The following is an 18236-nucleotide window of genomic DNA, read 5'->3' as shown; positions in this document are numbered from 1 at the left end:
GTTGATTATGTTTTTGTTTTACATAATCATTGATATTAAATTTCATTTTAGATGTTTGTTTTAACATCCGGTTCATATTGTCGTTGTTTGTAACGACTTTATTAGTCTACCATTTAATTTTGGCTTTGTCAAATCTTTTTGCAAGTTTTTTACAAAGATTTTACTCAGCATTTACAAATTAACTGTATCGACTTTATATAGTCTATCACCTTTTTGATGACTTGTCAAGAGTTTTTTTAATTTATTTTTAATCACTCTTCTTAGTCTTTGGTGTCGACTTTTTCTATTATACAGAACTGAATTTATATGTCAATAGTTTTTTAATTTTTTTTATAATTCTGGTTGATAGTTTACTATTGAGACCATCTTGCCGTTTTCATCTTGTATTTTTCTAATCTTTTTGTCAAAGTCTATGCGTTTTAACCAAATAGCCTTCTCACACCCTAGGCATTTTATCTTCATATCTGCTCCCATGCGTTCTATCTCCCATTTATTTTCTCCACATGGATGGCCTTTTTTAAGAGTTATAATATCTCCTTGTTTATATTTCTTCATTTATTTCCTTTCCTTTTGCAATTGCTACTACTTGTATGCTTGGGTTTAAAGCTCTACCATATATCTCATCTATAATTAGTTTTCTTTCTTCTCTTCCCAAAGCCCATTGATGGCCTGGGACTGCTACTCCTGTTGTTCTTAGTAGATATGATGATTCACGAATTTCCATTATTCCAAATACACTTACATCTTGAATAATGTATTTTCCTAAATCTTTATCTGCTTTTAATTTTTTTGATACTGTTTCTACTATATCCTCAGCTTCTTCGTAGCTTACATCATATGATAAGTAAATATTACAATCAAATCTCATTGGGCCACTGTTTAAATTTTGGACATTTGTGATTTGCGAATTAGGAATTGTGTGAAGTGAACCGTCATAATCTCTAATTTTTGTATGGCGCATACCAAGTGTTTCGACAGTACCTTCAACTCCTGCTGTTTTTATCCAATCTCCCACTCTAAATGTATCATCTACGATAATAATGACTCCTGTAACTATATCTTTTACTAGAGTTTGTGCACCAAAAGCGATGGCAACTCCACCTATTCCAGCTGTTGCTATTATTGATCTGGTGTTTATTCCTAACATATCTAGAATAATCATCACAATTATAAAGCCTACTATAAATCGAATAACTGTATAAAGATTTTTACTTAGTGTTTCTATTCTTACTTTTCTATAACCATCTACATCCATTTTATTACTGAAGGATTTATTTATTAAATGCGATAGACTATCGAGCAATATTTTGCTGATAACTAGGATGATTAAAATTATTATGATATCTTTTACGATATTTGTTTTTATTAGCTGATTTATATCTATATCCGGCATAGTTCCTCCTTTTTTAGTTCAATATATATTTTATAATGTAATTTCAAATTTTGCCACAATAAAACACAGGGTTTTGTTCCTGTGTTTTTAGATTTGATTTATTATCTCATCAGCCAATTTTCTATGAAAGTCCTCTCTCATATGAAGTCCATCTATATACGAGGGTTTTATTTTTTTTGCATCTATTAATATTGCATCGAGATTTTTTTCTAAATCTCCTAATTTATTTATTTTTTCATTTATCTCAGCATATCTGGGGTAGGATTCGTCCTTTTCCATTAAGGGCGGGCTAATTATGATATTTTGCTTGCCTTTTGAATTTCTTAGTAGTTTTTTTATATTTTCAAAAACTTGGTCTGGGCTAGTAGCATCAAAAAAATCATTTGTGCCTGCAAATATTATTTGCATGTCGCAAGTCTCCGGTCTAAATCTTTCTAGCATGCCACTAGTGCGATCTCCATTTTTGCCTAAATTTATGACTTGATGGCCATAATCCTTTAGGAAATCTACATAAGATTTGCCTACCAAATAGCCTTCTGTATATGAATCTCCCAAACAAATTATTTTCACTGATCAATCCTTTGTAGGGCGAGGGCTGTTCTTGCTGGGATATAAATTTTTATCCCGTCATAGTCTGTGCCTGCTAGTCTTTCTGTCTTGTAGATATATTCATGAGAAATGCGGCCTTTGCCTCCAAATTTCACTTGGTCAGTATCCATGCCCACTTTAAATTTACCAATATCATGGATTGGAACTGCAAATGAATCGTATGAATTGATTGGGTGGAAGTTAAAAATATAAACTACATCTTTATTTCTGTATGCAATTACTTTTCTGTCATTATCTATCCAAAGTCTAAATATCCTGTTACCCAATTGCTCGTTATCTTTTGTAAACTCTAACATTTTTCGATCAAATTTGGCTAAATACTGGTATTTAAGATTATCATTTTCTAAAAGTGACCATTGGCGTTTGGCGTAATCAAAAGAATATGCATTGCCTTCTCTTGGAAAATCTATCCATTCTGGGTGGCCAAATTCATTGCCCATAAAGTTTAAATATCCATCTGCCCCCATGGTAATTGTAATCCATCTAATCATTTTGTGAAGTGCAATAGCTCTTTCTACTATATAGTTATCATCATCCTTATTCATATGCCAGTACATTTCCTGATCTGCCAAGGTAAAAATAGTGGTTTTTGAACCAACCAAAGCTTGGTCGTGACTTTCTACGTAAGCTATGCGTTTTTCATCAGGGCGGTGGGTGGATAGTTCGTACCACATATTTGATAAATCCCAATCCTCATCGCGTTTTTCTAGAGTGCCTTCCCAAAAATCTGGCATACCCATCGCTAGCCTATAATCAAAACCTATGCCTCCTTTAGAAATTGGCATGCACATGCCTGGCATTGCTGACATATCTTCAGCAATAGTAATAACATCTTTTTTCACTTCTCGAGCTAATTCATTGGCCATTTGTAGATAATTTATCGCTTCTATATCCGTATTCATAGAAAAATACTTATCGTAATGGTCAAAACTTACCCCTCGACCGTGGTTTTTATAAATCATTGATGTAACTCCATCAAATCTAAAACCATCAAAATGAAATTCTTCTAGCCAGTATTTTACATTAGAAAGAAGAAAGTGGGCTACTCCTGGTTTTGCATAGTCAAATAATTTACTATCCCAATCTGGGTGCTCACCCTTTTCTCCTGTATGGAAAAATTGGTAATCCGTTCCATCAAATTCGTTGATGCCCTCGATAGTATTTTTTACAGCATGAGAATGAACCAGGTCCATTATCACATTTAACCCCATTTCGTGGGCAGTATTTACCAAGGATTTTAAATCATTAATCTCCCCATACCAGGAACTTGGAGCATAAAAATTGCTTACTTGGTATCCAAAAGAGCCGTAATATGGATGCTCAGCAATAGCCATCAATTGTACAGTATTATATCCTGCTTTTTTGATCTTAGGCAGGATATTTTTTTCAAATTCCTTGTAAGTAGAAACTTTGCCTTCTTCACCAGCCATTCCAATATGGGCTTCGTAAATTAATAAATCGTCATTTTGGATTTTAAAATCATCATCGGTCCACTTAAACTTTGCGCGTGGATTGTACATGATAGCTGCAAAATCTCCATTTTCATCTCTTTCTACTCTCTTTGCAAAAAGTGGTATCCTATCAGAAATTTTGCCATTTGCATCTACTAAAACCTTTATGCGAGAACCATGAGGAATGGTTTTTATACCCTTTATAGATATCTCCCAGTCCTCATCATTTATTTTTTTCATAGGATGGGCGTGTCTGTCCCAATCGTTAAAATCACCGATTAGGTAAAGCCCATCTGCATTTGGTGCCCATTCTCTGTAAATCCAACCAGTTTTTGTCTTATGAAAACCATAATAATGGTGGGCATTGGCAAAGTCAGAAAGTGTTTGGCCATCTCCTATGAGTCTTTTTTTCGCTTTTTCGTATTCGCTCATTCTAAGATTTATATCATTTTCATAATCTTTTATCCAAGGGTCAATGTCTAAAATTTCCCACTTTGCCATCTTTGCCTCCTAAACTTATTCTTTGTGTGCTTCTATAACTTTTTGTGTAATTTCTTTTGGTACTTCTTCGTATCTTTCAAAATCCATTGAGAATGCGCCTCTTGCTGAAGTTTGACTTCTTAAATCAATGGCATAGGTTAAAACTTCTGATAATGGAGCTTCGGCAAGTATTATTTGGCTGCCGTCTGCTTGTGGGTCCATGCCCAAAATTCTGCCGCGTCTTTTGTTCATATCACCCATGATATCTCCCATATATGATTCTGGGACTCTGATTTCAAGTTTCATAACTGGTTCTAAAAGTATTGGGTCTGCTTCTTCTATACCCTTTTTAAAGGCAATTCTCGCAGCAGATTTAAATGCTTGTTCGTTACTATCAACTGGGTGATAGGATCCATCATAAAGTGTCGCCTTGATGCCAGTTACCTTAAATCCTGCAAGTGGTCCTTCTAAAAGTGATTCTTCAAGGCCTTTTTCTACTGCTGGGAAATAGTTTTTAGGAACTGCTCCCCCAAATACTTCCTCATCAAAGACAAAATCTTCTTCGGTTGGCTCAAATCTGATAAATACGTCCCCATATTGGCCAGCACCACCTGATTGTTTTTTGTGCTTTCCTTGGACATCAGAATTGCCTTTTATAGTTTCTCTATATGGTATTTTGTAGTCTACTACTTCTGTATTTACTCCGTAGTTATCGCGAAGTTTGTCCATAATTACTTCAAGTTGGACATTTCCAAGACCTGATAATATTTGTTGGTGGGTTTCTGTATTTCTGTCGTCTTTGAAAGTAGGATCTTCTTCGATTAATTTTTGTAGGGCTTCAGAAATCTTATCCTCATCGTTTTTGCTAACAGCATTTATAGCATAAAATAAAACTGGTTTTGGATATTTAATTGGCTTGTATTCAATCTTATTTTCACTTGTAGCAAGGCTGTCACCTGTTGAAAGTTCGTCAAGTTTTGTAAAAGCTCCTATGTCCCCTGCAATAACCTTATCAGTTTTAATTTGCTCTTTGCCTCTTAGGAAAAATAAATTTGAAGCCTTAAGCTCCTTATTTTTTGTAACGTCTAAAATCTTATCATCTTTCGATACTGAACCTGATAATACTTTAAAAATAGAAATTTTACCAACAAATGGATCTGCAAGGGTTTTGAAAACTACTGCTGAGAATGGTGCATCTTCATTTGCATCGAATGCTTCATAACCATCTTTTACTCTAAAACCTATATGAGCTACCTCATCATCAATGGATGGCATGTATCTAGTAATAACTTCTAACAGCTGAGTAAGTCCTATTTCTTTTTCGCTAGATCCTGCGATAAGTGGTACAACAGTGCCGTTTAATATGGCTTCTGTAAGACCTTTTCTAAATTCGCTTTCAGAAAATTCTTCGCCTTCAAAGAATTTTTCCATTAGCGAATCATCAGTTTCTGCTACTGCTTCTATAATTTCTTCATAAACTGCATCTACCTCTGCTAGGCGGATTTCTGGGATTTCCACTTCTTTTTTCTCACCGTTTTCGTAAGTGTAGGCTTTTTTATCTAAAACATCGATAACACCTTCAAATTCATCTCCCTCACCAAGCATCAATGTTAGAGGTATAACTTTTTTTCCAAACTCGATGTGAAGATCTGATACCACCTTATTAAAATGAGCATTTTCCTTATCAAGTTTATTTACAAAAATGATAGATGGGAGATTTATCTCTTGGGTGTAGTTCCAATATTTTTCTGTGCCAACTTCAATCCCATTTTCTCCATCAATTACAAAAAGCGCTGCCTCGCTAGCTCTAAGAGCTTGCAAAACTTCACCCTCAAAGTCAAAAAATCCAGGAGAATCTATAAAGTTTATCTTGTAGTCTTCGTATTCAACAGGAATAATTGAAGTTTGGATAGAAATCCCTCTTTTTTTCTCTTGAGCCTCATAGTCTGAAACTGTAGACCCTTCTTCAACTCTTCCTTTTTTATCGATTGCACCTGTTTTGTATAATAGTGCTTCAGCAAGGCTAGTCTTACCGCTTGCTGAGTGACCGACTAAAGCTAAGTTTCTAATTTTGGATGTAGTATAATTTTTCATATTTTTCTCCTTTGTGAAAACATTTATATTTTTTTAAAAAATTATGTTTTCTAAATCCTTATAAGTTAATTATATAGCAAATTAATTTACTTTTCCACATTTTTTGCAAATGTTTTCCAGATAAAGCTTTGTTAAAATATATACCCAATTTAAAACAAAAAAAGAGCACCCTTTTGGTACTCTATTTTTTAAAGGCACGCTTAATATAATCTAATAAAGAAAGTGATTTTCTAAGCTTTTCTCCTGGTATATATTTATTTATGGCTCGTAGGGTTTTCTTATTATCTACTGTCGAAAATATAAAATCTCCATTTTGCTTGGTGTGAATGGCAAATCGTGGGATTTTGGTTTTAAAAATAACTTCAGCAGTAATAAGTTCTATCTCGCTCCGTGGGATTTGGATAAAGTCCCTAGGATTTTTTTCGTTGTAATATTCAAAAGCCTTATCGCCTATAACAACATCTCCTAAGCTAGTGAAACCCTGGAGATGTTTTGCTTTTATTGATAAGTCGATAGTTTTGTTTTGTGACTCTATCATAACCTACATTATATTAAAGTATCTAGCAACGATACCGATGATAAATAGGGCAACGATGATTACGATTGGTGAAACATCTTTTTTAAGAAGTTTTGATACACCAAGTGTTAGTAATAATGGCATAAGCCCTGGCACAAGCATATCTAAGTTATCTTGAAGTGTTGTAACTTTTTCTGGGTTAAAGGCATTTGCCCCGTAGGTTTCATACATTTCTAGAGCATGTTTTATGCCTTCTGATCCACCTGGTAGATTTGCCCAATCTATAAATGTTTTGCTATCTTGAGCAACTCTTGTAATTTCTACAGGGAAGTCTACACTTACCCATCTTTGTACAAGGGCACCTATTACAAACATACCAAGGATAGAAGCTGTTAGAGTAACCCTACCTAAAAGTCCACCTGATAAGTCTTTAGTAATTTCATTACCAGCCTTGTAACCTGCTTCTTGGGTCTTCCATAGGAAAGCATATCTAATTATGTTCCAAAGGACAAAGAATAAAATTGGTCCAAGTGGATTTCCGCTTAAAGCTAAAGATGCACCTAAGGCTCCTAAAATAGGTCTAATTGTAAACCAGAAAACTGGATCTCCTACACCAGCAAGAGGTCCCATCATACCAACTTTTACCCCGTTGATTGCTGCATCATCAATAGCTGTTCCATTTGCTCTTTCTTCTTCCATTGCAAGGGTTACACCTAAAACTGGTGCTGATACATATGGGTGGGTGTTGTAAAATTCTAAGTGACGTTTTAGTGCTGATGCTTGACTAGCTTCGTCATGGTATAAGGTTTTGATAGCTGGAATCAAAGAATAAGCCCAACCACCATTTTGCATTCTTTCAAAGTTCCATGTACCTTGTAAGAATTGGTGTCTGTTACAGATTTTTCTTCTGACATTTTTTGGCAATTCTATTCTATCTGCATTTTTAGTTTCTGATTTTTCATCTACAACTTCTTCTTTTGTTTCGACTACTTCAGTCTTTACTGGTTCTTCTTTTATAACTTCTTTTTTAACCGCAGGATCTTCATTTTTTATAACTTTATTGCTAGAGTCTGCTTCAAAAACTTCTATATCTTTATCTTTTTTGTTATCAGTCATAAGATCCCTCCTTAATAATCATTTATAATATCGCCAAGTGGATCGCCAGAATTTCCGCTAGCTCCTCCGCCACTTTGGGCAATACCTTTAAGTTTCATATATATAAGTGCAAATGCAATCCCTATGACTCCAAGACCTATAAGTGTTATATCTGGTATAGCTGCAATGATAAAACCAAGAGCAAAAAATGGCCAAGTTTCTTTGGTACTCATCATATTTAAAACCATGGCATAACCAACAGCTGCAACCATTCCACCACCAACTTGCATACCACCTTTTAACCACTCAGGCATAGCATTTAGGGCATCAGTGACTACTTTTGCTGGGATAAAACATAAAATAAGTGCTGGAATTGCAATTCTAAGTCCCTGCATAAGAACACCGGTCCAGTGGATTCTTTCAATTTTTTTAAAGTTAGCAGTTTCAGCAGCAGAGTCCATAGCGTGAACCATAGGTATTGCTATAGTTCTTGCAAGCATGGTTAAAAATAAACCGGCTACTGATAGTGGGATTGCTAAAGTAATAGCTGTACTTCTAGCTTCTACAGCATTAGTAGTTCCTCCATTTAGGGCAAGAGCCATAATAATCGCAGATGCAACCGATGCTAAAGCTGCATCCGGAGCGATTGCTGCTCCAACGTTTGACCAACCTAGGGCCAACATTTGTAGCGCACCACCTAGCATGATACCTTCTTTAAAGTGTCCAGTTACTAGACCAATTAAAGTACAAGCAACTAATGGTTGGTGAAATTGAAATTGATCAAGAATCCCTTCACAACCTGCTAGGAAGGCTACTATAAAGATTAAAATAATATTAATAGCAGTCATTTCTTCTCCTAATTCATATTTAATTCTGTTTTTGCTTTTTTAAGCATATTATCAAGTTTTTCTTTTTTATCTGATGGGACTTTTCTAACATCGAAAGTTACACCTTGGTCTTTTAATTTTTCTAGAGTTTCTACGTCTGATTTTCCCATAGAAACGGCAGTTGTAAGGTTTACCTTTCCCTCAGAGTAAGCCATTGATCCTATATTTACATGATCAATCTTGCCACCTAGTTCTAATAATTCTAATACATCTTCTGGTTTTTCAAATAAAAGCATAGCTCGTGTTGCACCAAATCTAGGGTCATCTAAAATTCCTTTCATTTTCCAAATTGGAACTACGTGGGCTTTTACTCCTGGAGGTTCAGCCTCCATTACCATTGATTTTCTTAAGGCATCCTTGCTTACTGCATCTGAAACTACTATGATGCGATCTGGTTTTGTAGCTTTTGTCCAGCTAGTTGCAACTTGACCGTGCAATAGTCTAGTATCGATACGAGCTAGGACTATGTCGATTTTACCATCTCCAATAACTGTTCCCTTTGGAATTGATCCGTCTGATGCTTTTTTTGCATCAACTAGGGCTTGGGCATCATCTACATCATTTGTTTCGTTTACCTTTTCGCTTACTTCGTTTAAGTCTTCAGGCTTGATTTTTACTCCTTCTTTGGCTGAGCCTACGATTGCTTTTGCAATTGCGTGTGAAGATTCGTTTGTAAATCTTTCTGATAAGGCCTCTATAACCATAGGAAGGTTCATACCTGCAACTATTGCCCATTTATCCTCATGGCCTTCAAGTAAATTCGAAGTTTGGTTAAATGGAGTGCCTCCCCAAAGATCAACTAGAAATAAAATCTCATCGCTATCCACTTTTTTGATACAAGCTTCAAGCTCACTTCTTAAGTCATCCGGTCCCATGCTTGGCAAAAGAATTGCTGTTTCAAATTTTTCTTGCTCACCAAATATCATTTGGGCAGATTCTTTGATACCTTCAGCAAAGTGGCCGTGACTTGCAAGTATTATTCCTACCATCTTCTCTCCTTTCATTAAATTAAAATATATAAATTCATATTAAAATGACTTACGAATTAATTATATCACAAATTTAACGAATTTTATCAGCAGGATAATAAATATTTGCATCAAATCTTGCTTTAGTTAAAACTTCTATATAATTGTAAGTTTTATCTAATAATTCATTCACTCTTTGCTCATCACGAGTCCTTAAAATTTCTTCTATGGCAACAAATTCATAATATAGTCTTGATCTTCCCTTTTCGTTAAATTGGAAAGAATATTGACCATCATCTCCCACTTCTTCTAGATTAAACTCCTCAAAGCTATTAAGGGCATCTGGAATTTCAATAGTTCCTTTTGTTCCCTGGATGGTATTTACCATCGGTGCAGCAGAATCTTTTGATCCAATGCAGGATACTTTAAAGTCCTCATAATCCAAAATAACAATACCAGATGTATCTATATTTTTTTCAATATTTGCAAAGTACTTTACATCCTTTGGTAGGCCAAAAGTATCTACTGCAAAGGCTACATTATATAAATTTAGATCTATTAAGGCTCCACCGGAACTTTCTAGGGAAAATACTGGCTCGATTATGCCTTCTTTAAATTTGTCATATCTTGAAGAATATTGGGAATAATTAAATGAAACTATTTTGATATATCCTAAGTCATTTACAATTTTTTTGGCCTCTATAGCATTTGGGATAAATCTGTGACTTATAGCTTCTACTATCAACACATTATTTTCTTTAGCCTTTTGTATTATAATCTCTGCTTCATAGGCATTTGATGTAAATGGCTTTTCACAAATAATATTTTTTCCAGCATCAATTGCCTTATCCATAGCATCAAAATGCAAATTATTTGGAAGGGCAACATATACAGTATCGATTTGCTCATCGGCAAGTAATTCTTCTATGCCTACATAATATTTTTCTATTGCAAATTCTTCTGACAATCTTTTAAGTTTTTCTTCATTTCGTGCAGCAATTGCTAGTACTTCAATATTTTTCACTTCATTTAGTACAGGTAAAACCTCTTGTACTATTTTTCCTGATCCAAGTATTCCAAGTTTCATTTCTTACCTCTTTTCATAATTCATTTTTATTTGCTTATCTTCAAATTTTTCGCCCAATAGAGATCTTCTCTCCATTAATTTTAGAAAATATTTTGAAGAATAATATCCAATTAAATAAACCACCACTGATAATATTAGGGTTGGAATTAGGGCTGCTTGTGTAAATTTTGATTCTGGGACAAATTTCATAACTACAATATAAGAAGTCCACACTTGAAAAAATCCATTTATTGGGACTGTAAGGTATATGTCCTTATATGATTTGTAATTTCTAATTAGTAAAAATGTCAAAATGTCAGCCAAAAATGCACTTATCCAAATAGCTAAGACTCCAAATATTGAAAATTTTAGTAAAAATATTCCAAATACAAAAGAAACAAAAGAAATAACTCCAATTTTTTTAATCCTAAGTATTAGAGCAGTAAAAATAAAAGAAAAAGCAGGGGCCATGGCTAAAAGCCTACCTCCAGGTATTGGTAAAGACCTGCCCACAAAATATAAAACAGTACCTAAAACTACCATCAGGGCAAGACAAATTGCCATAACTGTTAGTTCCTGGGTTTTTATTTTCTTCATAAATCCTCCTAAAATATATCTCTGTAATTTTTACCCAATATCGATAAATATTTGTTGGAGTATAGTTAAAAAAACGGAGGAATTATGACTTACACTTTAAAGGAAAAACAAAATTACAAAAAAATGGGTGTTGAGGTTTATCTTTATGAACACGATAAAACCAAGGCACAAGTTGTATATGTAAAAAATGATGATAAAAACAAAACATTTGGTATAGGATTTAAAACTCCACCAACAAACTCTAAAGGCATGGCCCACATTATGGAGCACTCAGTTTTAAATGGGTCAAAAAAATATAAGACTCGCGAGCCATTTATGGATATGGCAAGTTCTTCGCTTCAAACTTTTTTAAATGCTATGACCTATCCAGACAAGACAGTTTACCCAGTTTCTAGCGAAAATGATAAAGATTTTTATAATCTAACTGACGTATATCTGGACGCTGTTTTTAACCCTAGTGTCCGCCACAAAAAAGAAATATTAGACCAAGAAGGCTGGCATTATGAAATTGATGATGACAAAATCACTGGTATTTCTGGGGTAGTTTATAACGAAATGAAAGGTGCTCTTACCGATCCTGATGAACTTGTTTACGATGATTTTATAGCCCATCTTTATAAAAATAGTCCTTATGAATACGAATCTGGTGGAGATCCAGCTGATATTTATAAAATTTCCTATGATGAATTTGTAAATTTTTATGAGACTCACTACCACCCTTCAAACGCTTATATATATTTTTATGGAGATTTGGATATAGATTTTTATTTGGACCACTTGGATAAGGAATATTTATCAAATTATGATTACAAGGAGCTTGATTTTGAAATAAAGGTGCCTGATAATTACTATTCTGATACTATCAAATCAACATATCCTGGTAATAGTGACCAAGAAAACGCTGATTACTTGCTTTATGGATTTTTGACTAAGGAAGGTCAAGATACAAAATACTATCTTACCCTCCTTATCCTCATTAGCGCCTTATTTCACATGGATTCATCCAAAATTAAAAATGAAATCAACAAAGAAATTGATCCAGATGACTTTTCTGCAAGAGTTGGCTACGGGGTAAGAAGCTCAATAATTTTACAAGCCCAAAAAACTGACGGAGCAAAACTAGATAAATTTGTTGAAATAATTGAAAATGGTTTGAAAGATGCTGCAAATGGCATGAATAAGGAAAGTTTAAAGGCAGCCTTTTCTATCTTTGAATATGGACAAAGAGATCAATTAATTTCTGTAATGCGAGGTCTAACCTACTTTTTAATGTGGCAATTTGATAAGCCAATTTTTGAGACCTTTAGCATAATTGACTACTTAGATGAGCTAAGACAACTAATAGATACAGACTATTATGAAAACTTCATCAAAGAAAACTTTTTAGACAATCCAACAAAATTAATCTACATTGCAAAACCAAGTAGTGATTATATGGCTAATAAACAAAAAAATTTAGACGACTACATTGCAAATCTAAATAAAAATATGAATGATGAAAATTTAGCAAAAATAAAAAGTGATTTAGAAAGATTAGAAATTCACCAAAATAAGGCGGATACCGAAGAAGAAAAAGCCACAATTCCAGTATTAAATATAGAAGATGTACCAACAAAGTTAGAAAAAACTGCTCGAGAACTTATCGATGATAAATTCACCTATATTTACCACGATATTGATACAGCTGGTTTAATCTATACTTCGCTATATTTTGACATAAAGCATTTAAATTTAAATGAGCTAGGCTATCTTTCACTTATAAATGACTTTATGGGTTCAGTTGATACAGAAAATATGGCCTATACCGAAATAGATGATGTGCTTTTTCAATACCTATCAAGCCCAAATTTCTCAAATGCATTTATAAATGTAAATGATAAGGATATTGCAAGACTAGAAAAAGTTTCATTTACATCAACTATTGAAACAGCTCAAAAGGGACTTGATTTGATGGCTGATTTTATGTTTAATTCCAAATTTGATAATCAAAAAAGGATTTTGGAAGTCCTTCGTATGAAAAAATCATATTTTGAATCTGGCATGTATGACCAAGGCCATATTTTGGCAATAAATAGAGCAAATGCTCATATAGACAAGGCTTCTATGATTAAAGATGAGTTTAACGGCATTGGTTCTTATTTATTCTTAAAAACTGTCATAGATGAAGTTAAAAATAATTTCGATGAATTTTTAAGTAAAATAAATAGCATTTACAAAAAAATATTTACTGAAAATCTAGAAATAAATATCACTTGCTCAAATAATGATTTTGAGAAGATGAGAAAAATTATTAACGATAAATTTGATTCCTTATTAGAAAAACAAGATCAAGTAGAAATAGAATTTAATCCTAAATCTTATAAGGAAGCCATCCTTTCAAATGCAAATGTAAACTACATTTCAAAAACTGCAAATATAAAGGAATTTGGCGACGATTTTGATGGTAAGCTCATGGTGGCTACTTCAATTTTATCAAATCCATACCTTTATGAACTTATCCGTGCTAAGGGCGGTGCATATGGAGCAGGAATCACCACAAATAGATCAGGACTTATTTCAACATACTCCTACCGCGATCCAAATATTTTAAAAACTATTGAAAGTTTTGATTCTATTGGAGAGCTTACAAAAAACATTTCCCTCACAAGTAGGGACTTTGAAAACCAACAAATTTCATCAATGGGCTCTATTCTTAGACCAAAATCTCCATCTACCCTAGCTGATGAAGATTATGGTAGATATAAAAAAGAAAATTCATTTGATCCAGAAGAAATCTTAGCAGAAATAAAAAACGCAAGTCTTGATGACATAAAAGCTTATGCAGATTTATTTGCAAAATCCATGCAAAAAGATAATTTAGTAGCCTTTGGCAACAGGAATAGTATAACAAAAGTTAAAGATAGCTTTGATAAGATAATTGATTTAGATGACTAATTTAATATAAATTAAAACTAATTTAAATTTATTAAAGATTAGGGTATGATATTAATAATACAAGGAGTAGCGATGACTGATAATAAAAACAATTTTAACTTTAATGATATAGATTTTTATGGAATTGGCGAGTCTATTAAGAATTCTGTTAATAATACCCTAAAAAAATTTACAGAATCAAAGGAAAAAACAGAAAACTTACCCCAAACTAGAAATAAAGAAGTGTGCGAACAAAAACCCCCAGAGCTTTCCAAGGCTAAGGGTTGGCAGGCAGCATCTATTTTATCAGGAATAATACTAATTCCTCCTACTATAGCATCTGTAATTGACTTCTTTACTTTTGGTGATATTGAGGGGTTTGTCATAATCTTATTTTTAATTGCGCTAACCCTATCCTTTCCTTATATTTCCTGGAAAGCTAGTAAAGAGTATTTTAGACTTACCAATAATTATGTGAGATTTTTGAGAGAACTTGGCAACAATACAGTTATTTCTATAAGAGATCTTGCAAGTGCAGTTGCTCAAACAGAAGAAAAAACTGTATCAGATCTTACAAAAATGATGAAACGCGGCTACTTTCATCAAGCCCGCATAGTAGAAGATGATTCACTTTTTATCCTAGACATCCCTACCTTTAGGCTTTATAAGGATAAGAAAAAAGAAATCCCTGAAGCAAGAGTAAAAACTGAAAGTGAAGATGAAGTTTTAGCAGAAGACTTAAGCTTTGAAAGAGCTAAAGAAATCCTTGACCAAGGCAAAATTGTCATAAACGAAATAAAGACAAGCCAAGCAAAAATAAATGATACAAACTTTAAAACAAATGTAGATAAACTTTTAAAAAATTCAAGAGATATACTAAATATAGTAGAAAAATATCCAGAAAAGTCCTACGCCCTAAATAAATTTAGCGACTACTATTTGCCAACTACCGCAAAACTAGTAGAAAGCTATTGTGATTTTGAAATGATGCGTACGAATAATTCAAAGATAACAAATTCTATGGGGCAAATAAACGAGTCAATAATTACTATTGGCGAAGCTTTTGATAAAATAAAAGTAGAACTTTTATCAGATAGGGCCATGGATATAAAAACTGACATTGACACAATAAACTTACTTTTAAACCAAGAAGGTTATGCAGAAGATGATTGGAGTAATCAATGAGTGATATAAAATTAACTTTAGACGGTGCCGATGAAAATGATAGCAAATTAGATAACATAACCAATGAAAGTCCTGATTTGGTAGAAAATAATGTAAAATTTTCTCCAGAAGAAGAAAAAATGATAGATGATTTTTCTAAAAAGATCAATCTTGAAGATACAAACATCATCCTTCAATATGGATCAGGTGCTCAAAAAAAGATTTCAAATTTCTCAGAAAAAACCTTAGATACAGTTCGTAATAAGGACCTTGGAGAAATCGGTGGGCTGCTTGATTCAGTTGTTATGGACATCCGTGATATGGAGCGTGAAGAAGCTTCTGGTCCCCTAGGATTTTTAAAAAAACAAGTAAATAAAGTAGAAGATTTAAAAGTCCGCTACCAATCAGCAGAAAAAAATATCGATGAAGTAGCCAAAACTTTGGAAAATCATCAAATAACACTTATGAAAGATATTTCAATGCTAGATCAGATGTATGACTTAAACGAAGAATACTACAAAGAAATCACCATGTATATTGAAGCTGGAAATAGAAAACTTCAAGAAACTTATGCAAGTGAAATCCCAGCCATAGAATCCCAAGCTAAAGAATCTAATTTGCCATTAGATGCCCAAAAAGTAAACGATCTAAAAGCTCAAGCAAATAGATTTGAGAAAAAACTTCATGATTTGGACCTAACCCGTATGGTGTCAATCCAAATGGCTCCACAAATCAGGATGGTACAATCATCAAACTCAATAATGGCAGAAAAAATTCAAACCACAATAGTAAATACCATTCCACTTTGGAAAAACCAAATGGTCTTAGCCCTTGGGATGAATCACACAAACCAAGCTATTGCCACCCAAAAAAGAGTAACAGACCTAACCAATGAGCTTTTAAGAAAAAATGCAGATACCTTAAAACAAAACACAATAGAAACTGCAAAAGCTACAGAACGCGGTATTATAGACCTAGATACAATCAAACATACCAACGACCAACTTATTTCTACAATAGAAGAAGTTAGAAATATCCAAATCGAGGGTAAGAAAAATAGGACTTTGGCCCAAGCTGAAATAGCAAGGCTAGAAGATGAACTTAAGAGAAATTTAACAAAAGGAAACAGTAATTAGGAGGAAATATGGTAGATATAGGAGATTTTAAATTTGATACACAATTGCTAATAGCAGGTGAAAATTTAGATGAAGATGAAATCTTTGATCACATTACAGAAAACTTTGAAGGAGACAGCCTACTTGCAGTAGGTGATGAAGAACTAATCAAAATCCACTTTCACACAAATAGACCTTGGGAAATCTTAGAATATGGAGCAAGCCTTGGAGAAATTCACGACATTGTTGTAGAAAATATGCTAAGACAAGCTGAGGGACTAAAAGGTTAATTATACTAAAGCTAGGACTTCTTGTCCTAGCTTTTTTTGATTGAAAAATCCTTAATTTTTAATATAATAATATAAAAAAGTATAAAGAGAAAGAGTATATTATGAAAATTAAAAATTACGGAAAAATACTTATCCTCACCCTTGCTATTGGCTTAGCCGCACCAGTTACAAACTCATTAGCAATCGATACGGAAGTAGAAATCCAAAATATAAATGAATTAAAAAATATTGATAAGGCTTCAAAAAATGAAATAGAAGCCTATAATAATTTATTAGAACAAAAAAACAAGGCTATCACTCCAAATCCAGAGCTAGAAAAAGATTTAGAAAATCTAGCAAACAGATTTGGAGAAGAATACAATCTACGTTATGATTTAAAGGCGAATATTGAACTAATAAAAAAAATAGATGCACAAAGCTTTAAAGAGCTCATAAAAGATAGCCAAAAAGTTTTAAATAGTGATGACCTTGCTAAAATTAAAGATCAAAGCGAATATCTAAAATCTTTAATTAGCCAAGAGCAAAAACAAGAGTCTCTTTTATTGACAGATGAAGAGATTAAAAATATAGATCTAGCCACACAAAACTTTATTACAAACGGCATTCTTTTTGAAGATGAAACAAGTGAAAAACCTCAAAATCTCGAGCAAAATATAAAAGCAGTCCAAAACTCAAAAGCTTATTACTCAGCTGATGTAAATCTAAAATCAAAATACGATGAGATTTTAAATAAAGCTAATGAAAATAAAGAAAATGAAAAAGCAAATGAGCTTTTAAATGATTTTCTAAAAAGTGCAGATAAACTAAACTTTGAAATCCCAGCATCTTTAGTAAAAGAAGATGAAACAGAAATAGAAAATCAATTATTTATAGCTGGAAATACAGATACAAGTGATCAAAATCTAATAGAAGAAAGTCAAACTATAGAAAATCCTACACAAACTACAGGATCATCAGCTACTCAAAACGAATCTGCTTTTTTAAAAAATGATAAAACAAGCAGTAAGTATAAAGAATTATCTGATGCCCAAAAAAGAGAACTTGATGCCATAGATACAAACAAAGATGGTAAATTATCAAACGAAGAGTTAGATGCATCTGCAAACTATACATCCAACCTAGGGTCTGACTCATGGCTATATCCATTTACAGAAAAAGCCTTAAGTGAATCAAATGCTGATGATAATAAAAAAGATAACGGGGCAGAAAATACTAATGCTGAAGTAAATAAAGATTCAGAAAATCAAAACCAAGAAAAGGAAGTACCAAAAACTGTAACTATCGACAACAAAACCAAGTCTTCAGAACTAAATGATGAGGACAAAGATACAAGCGAAGATACTGACGATGATAAAGAAGAAGAATTTAACGAAACAGAAGCCAACCAAACTGTAGCTCCAAGAGAAAATACTAATGCAGCAAGCATTGTAAAAACAGGTATAAAAAGTCTTGGATATGTAGTGGGTATATTAGTTATAGCCCTAGGCGCTTACTATTTCTTGAGTAAAAATCAAAAAAATAAAAAATAAGCAAAAAGCTAGGTTTGAGCTGAACCCATAAACACGGAATAACTTAATAATATTTTAAGCGGAATGTA

16 protein-coding genes are annotated in these 18236 nt (G+C 33.2%); 5 read left to right on the top strand and 11 right to left on the bottom strand.

Features of this window, described 5'->3' with window-relative positions; translation table 11 throughout:
• Positions 1 to 330 precede the first annotated feature (330 nt).
• From JNO63_RS07960 to JNO63_RS07910, 11 genes are all read right to left on the bottom strand, one after another.
• Positions 331 to 555 carry a DUF951 domain-containing protein gene (locus tag JNO63_RS07960; protein WP_203128327.1) on the bottom strand — a complete coding sequence of 75 codons (225 nt, stop codon included), beginning with the start codon at positions 553 to 555 and terminating at the stop codon, positions 331 to 333.
• Positions 542 to 1393: a mechanosensitive ion channel family protein gene (locus tag JNO63_RS07955; RefSeq protein ID WP_203128325.1), complete on the bottom strand. Its 852-nt coding sequence runs from the start codon at positions 1391 to 1393 to the stop codon at positions 542 to 544. The genes JNO63_RS07960 and JNO63_RS07955 overlap by 14 nt, the downstream gene beginning before the upstream one ends.
• An 87-nt stretch (positions 1394 to 1480) precedes the next feature.
• Positions 1481 to 1963 carry an SGNH/GDSL hydrolase family protein gene (locus JNO63_RS07950; protein WP_203128323.1) on the bottom strand — a complete coding sequence of 161 codons (483 nt, stop codon included), beginning with the start codon at positions 1961 to 1963 and terminating at the stop codon, positions 1481 to 1483.
• Positions 1960 to 3954 carry an alpha-amylase family glycosyl hydrolase gene (locus JNO63_RS07945; protein ID WP_203128321.1) on the bottom strand — a complete coding sequence of 665 codons (1995 nt, stop codon included), beginning with the start codon at positions 3952 to 3954 and terminating at the stop codon, positions 1960 to 1962. Before JNO63_RS07945 ends, JNO63_RS07950 begins: the two co-directional genes overlap by 4 nt.
• A 15-nt stretch (positions 3955 to 3969) precedes the next feature.
• Entirely contained in the window at positions 3970 to 6027 is a 2058-nt protein-coding gene (gene fusA / locus JNO63_RS07940) for an elongation factor G (protein WP_203128313.1), read from the bottom strand.
• Positions 6028 to 6208: 181 nt separating this feature from the next.
• A complete protein-coding gene (locus JNO63_RS07935; RefSeq protein ID WP_203128311.1) occupies positions 6209 to 6565 on the bottom strand; it encodes a DUF956 family protein in 357 nt (118 codons plus the stop codon).
• Between the two features lie 3 nt (positions 6566 to 6568).
• Positions 6569 to 7660, bottom strand: coding sequence for a PTS system mannose/fructose/sorbose family transporter subunit IID (locus tag JNO63_RS07930; RefSeq protein WP_203128310.1), 1092 nt, complete (start codon positions 7658 to 7660; stop codon positions 6569 to 6571).
• A gap of 11 nt (positions 7661 to 7671) precedes the next feature.
• Positions 7672 to 8487 (bottom strand): PTS mannose/fructose/sorbose transporter subunit IIC, encoded by an 816-nt coding sequence (locus JNO63_RS07925; protein WP_203128308.1) that lies wholly within the window; start codon positions 8485 to 8487, stop codon positions 7672 to 7674.
• A gap of 8 nt (positions 8488 to 8495) precedes the next feature.
• Positions 8496 to 9515 carry a PTS sugar transporter subunit IIB gene (locus JNO63_RS07920; RefSeq protein ID WP_203128306.1) on the bottom strand — a complete coding sequence of 340 codons (1020 nt, stop codon included), beginning with the start codon at positions 9513 to 9515 and terminating at the stop codon, positions 8496 to 8498.
• 73 nt (positions 9516 to 9588) lie between these two features.
• Positions 9589 to 10581, bottom strand: coding sequence for a Gfo/Idh/MocA family protein (locus JNO63_RS07915; RefSeq protein WP_203128304.1), 993 nt, complete (start codon positions 10579 to 10581; stop codon positions 9589 to 9591).
• Positions 10582 to 10584: 3 nt separating this feature from the next.
• On the bottom strand, positions 10585 to 11157 hold the full coding sequence (locus tag JNO63_RS07910) for a hypothetical protein (protein ID WP_203128302.1): 573 nt from the start codon (positions 11155 to 11157) through the stop codon (positions 10585 to 10587).
• A gap of 84 nt (positions 11158 to 11241) precedes the next feature.
• Between JNO63_RS07910 and JNO63_RS07905 the strand changes: the two genes are divergently transcribed.
• The 5 genes from JNO63_RS07905 (at position 11242) to JNO63_RS07885 (ending at position 18168) form a co-directional block, all read left to right on the top strand.
• A complete protein-coding gene (locus JNO63_RS07905; protein ID WP_203128300.1) occupies positions 11242 to 14091 on the top strand; it encodes an insulinase family protein in 2850 nt (949 codons plus the stop codon).
• Between the two features lie 72 nt (positions 14092 to 14163).
• Positions 14164 to 15255 carry a 5-bromo-4-chloroindolyl phosphate hydrolysis family protein gene (locus tag JNO63_RS07900; protein WP_238390500.1) on the top strand — a complete coding sequence of 364 codons (1092 nt, stop codon included), beginning with the start codon at positions 14164 to 14166 and terminating at the stop codon, positions 15253 to 15255.
• Positions 15252 to 16370, top strand: coding sequence for a toxic anion resistance protein (locus JNO63_RS07895; protein ID WP_203128296.1), 1119 nt, complete (start codon positions 15252 to 15254; stop codon positions 16368 to 16370). The genes JNO63_RS07900 and JNO63_RS07895 overlap by 4 nt, the downstream gene beginning before the upstream one ends.
• Before the next feature lie 8 nt (positions 16371 to 16378).
• Entirely contained in the window at positions 16379 to 16639 is a 261-nt protein-coding gene (locus JNO63_RS07890; protein ID WP_203128294.1) for a kinase to dihydroxyacetone kinase, read from the top strand.
• A gap of 101 nt (positions 16640 to 16740) precedes the next feature.
• Positions 16741 to 18168, top strand: coding sequence for a hypothetical protein (locus JNO63_RS07885; RefSeq protein ID WP_203128292.1), 1428 nt, complete (start codon positions 16741 to 16743; stop codon positions 18166 to 18168).
• Positions 18169 to 18236 lie beyond the last annotated feature (68 nt).

The organism is Anaerococcus sp. mt242 (genome assembly GCF_016798225.1).
In the GTDB taxonomy this organism is placed as follows: Bacteria; Bacillota; Clostridia; order Tissierellales; family Peptoniphilaceae; genus Anaerococcus.
Note: the sequence above shows the minus strand (reverse complement) of the source record. Positions and strands in the feature narration are given on the sequence as shown.

Coding starts and splice junctions, on each gene's coding strand:
- JNO63_RS07925 (WP_203128308.1), bottom strand. CDS start 8,487: ATGACTGCTATTAATATTATTTTAATCTTTATAGTAGCCTTCCTAGCA.
- JNO63_RS07955 (WP_203128325.1), bottom strand. CDS start 1,393: ATGCCGGATATAGATATAAATCAGCTAATAAAAACAAATATCGTAAAA.
- JNO63_RS07910 (WP_203128302.1), bottom strand. CDS start 11,157: ATGAAGAAAATAAAAACCCAGGAACTAACAGTTATGGCAATTTGTCTT.
- JNO63_RS07915 (WP_203128304.1), bottom strand. CDS start 10,581: ATGAAACTTGGAATACTTGGATCAGGAAAAATAGTACAAGAGGTTTTA.
- JNO63_RS07945 (WP_203128321.1), bottom strand. CDS start 3,954: ATGGCAAAGTGGGAAATTTTAGACATTGACCCTTGGATAAAAGATTAT.
- fusA (WP_203128313.1), bottom strand. CDS start 6,027: ATGAAAAATTATACTACATCCAAAATTAGAAACTTAGCTTTAGTCGGT.
- JNO63_RS07890 (WP_203128294.1), top strand. CDS start 16,379: ATGGTAGATATAGGAGATTTTAAATTTGATACACAATTGCTAATAGCA.
- JNO63_RS07885 (WP_203128292.1), top strand. CDS start 16,741: ATGAAAATTAAAAATTACGGAAAAATACTTATCCTCACCCTTGCTATT.
- JNO63_RS07920 (WP_203128306.1), bottom strand. CDS start 9,515: ATGGTAGGAATAATACTTGCAAGTCACGGCCACTTTGCTGAAGGTATC.
- JNO63_RS07935 (WP_203128311.1), bottom strand. CDS start 6,565: ATGATAGAGTCACAAAACAAAACTATCGACTTATCAATAAAAGCAAAA.
- JNO63_RS07905 (WP_203128300.1), top strand. CDS start 11,242: ATGACTTACACTTTAAAGGAAAAACAAAATTACAAAAAAATGGGTGTT.
- JNO63_RS07900 (WP_238390500.1), top strand. CDS start 14,164: ATGACTGATAATAAAAACAATTTTAACTTTAATGATATAGATTTTTAT.
- JNO63_RS07960 (WP_203128327.1), bottom strand. CDS start 555: ATGAAGAAATATAAACAAGGAGATATTATAACTCTTAAAAAAGGCCAT.
- JNO63_RS07930 (WP_203128310.1), bottom strand. CDS start 7,660: ATGACTGATAACAAAAAAGATAAAGATATAGAAGTTTTTGAAGCAGAC.
- JNO63_RS07895 (WP_203128296.1), top strand. CDS start 15,252: ATGAGTGATATAAAATTAACTTTAGACGGTGCCGATGAAAATGATAGC.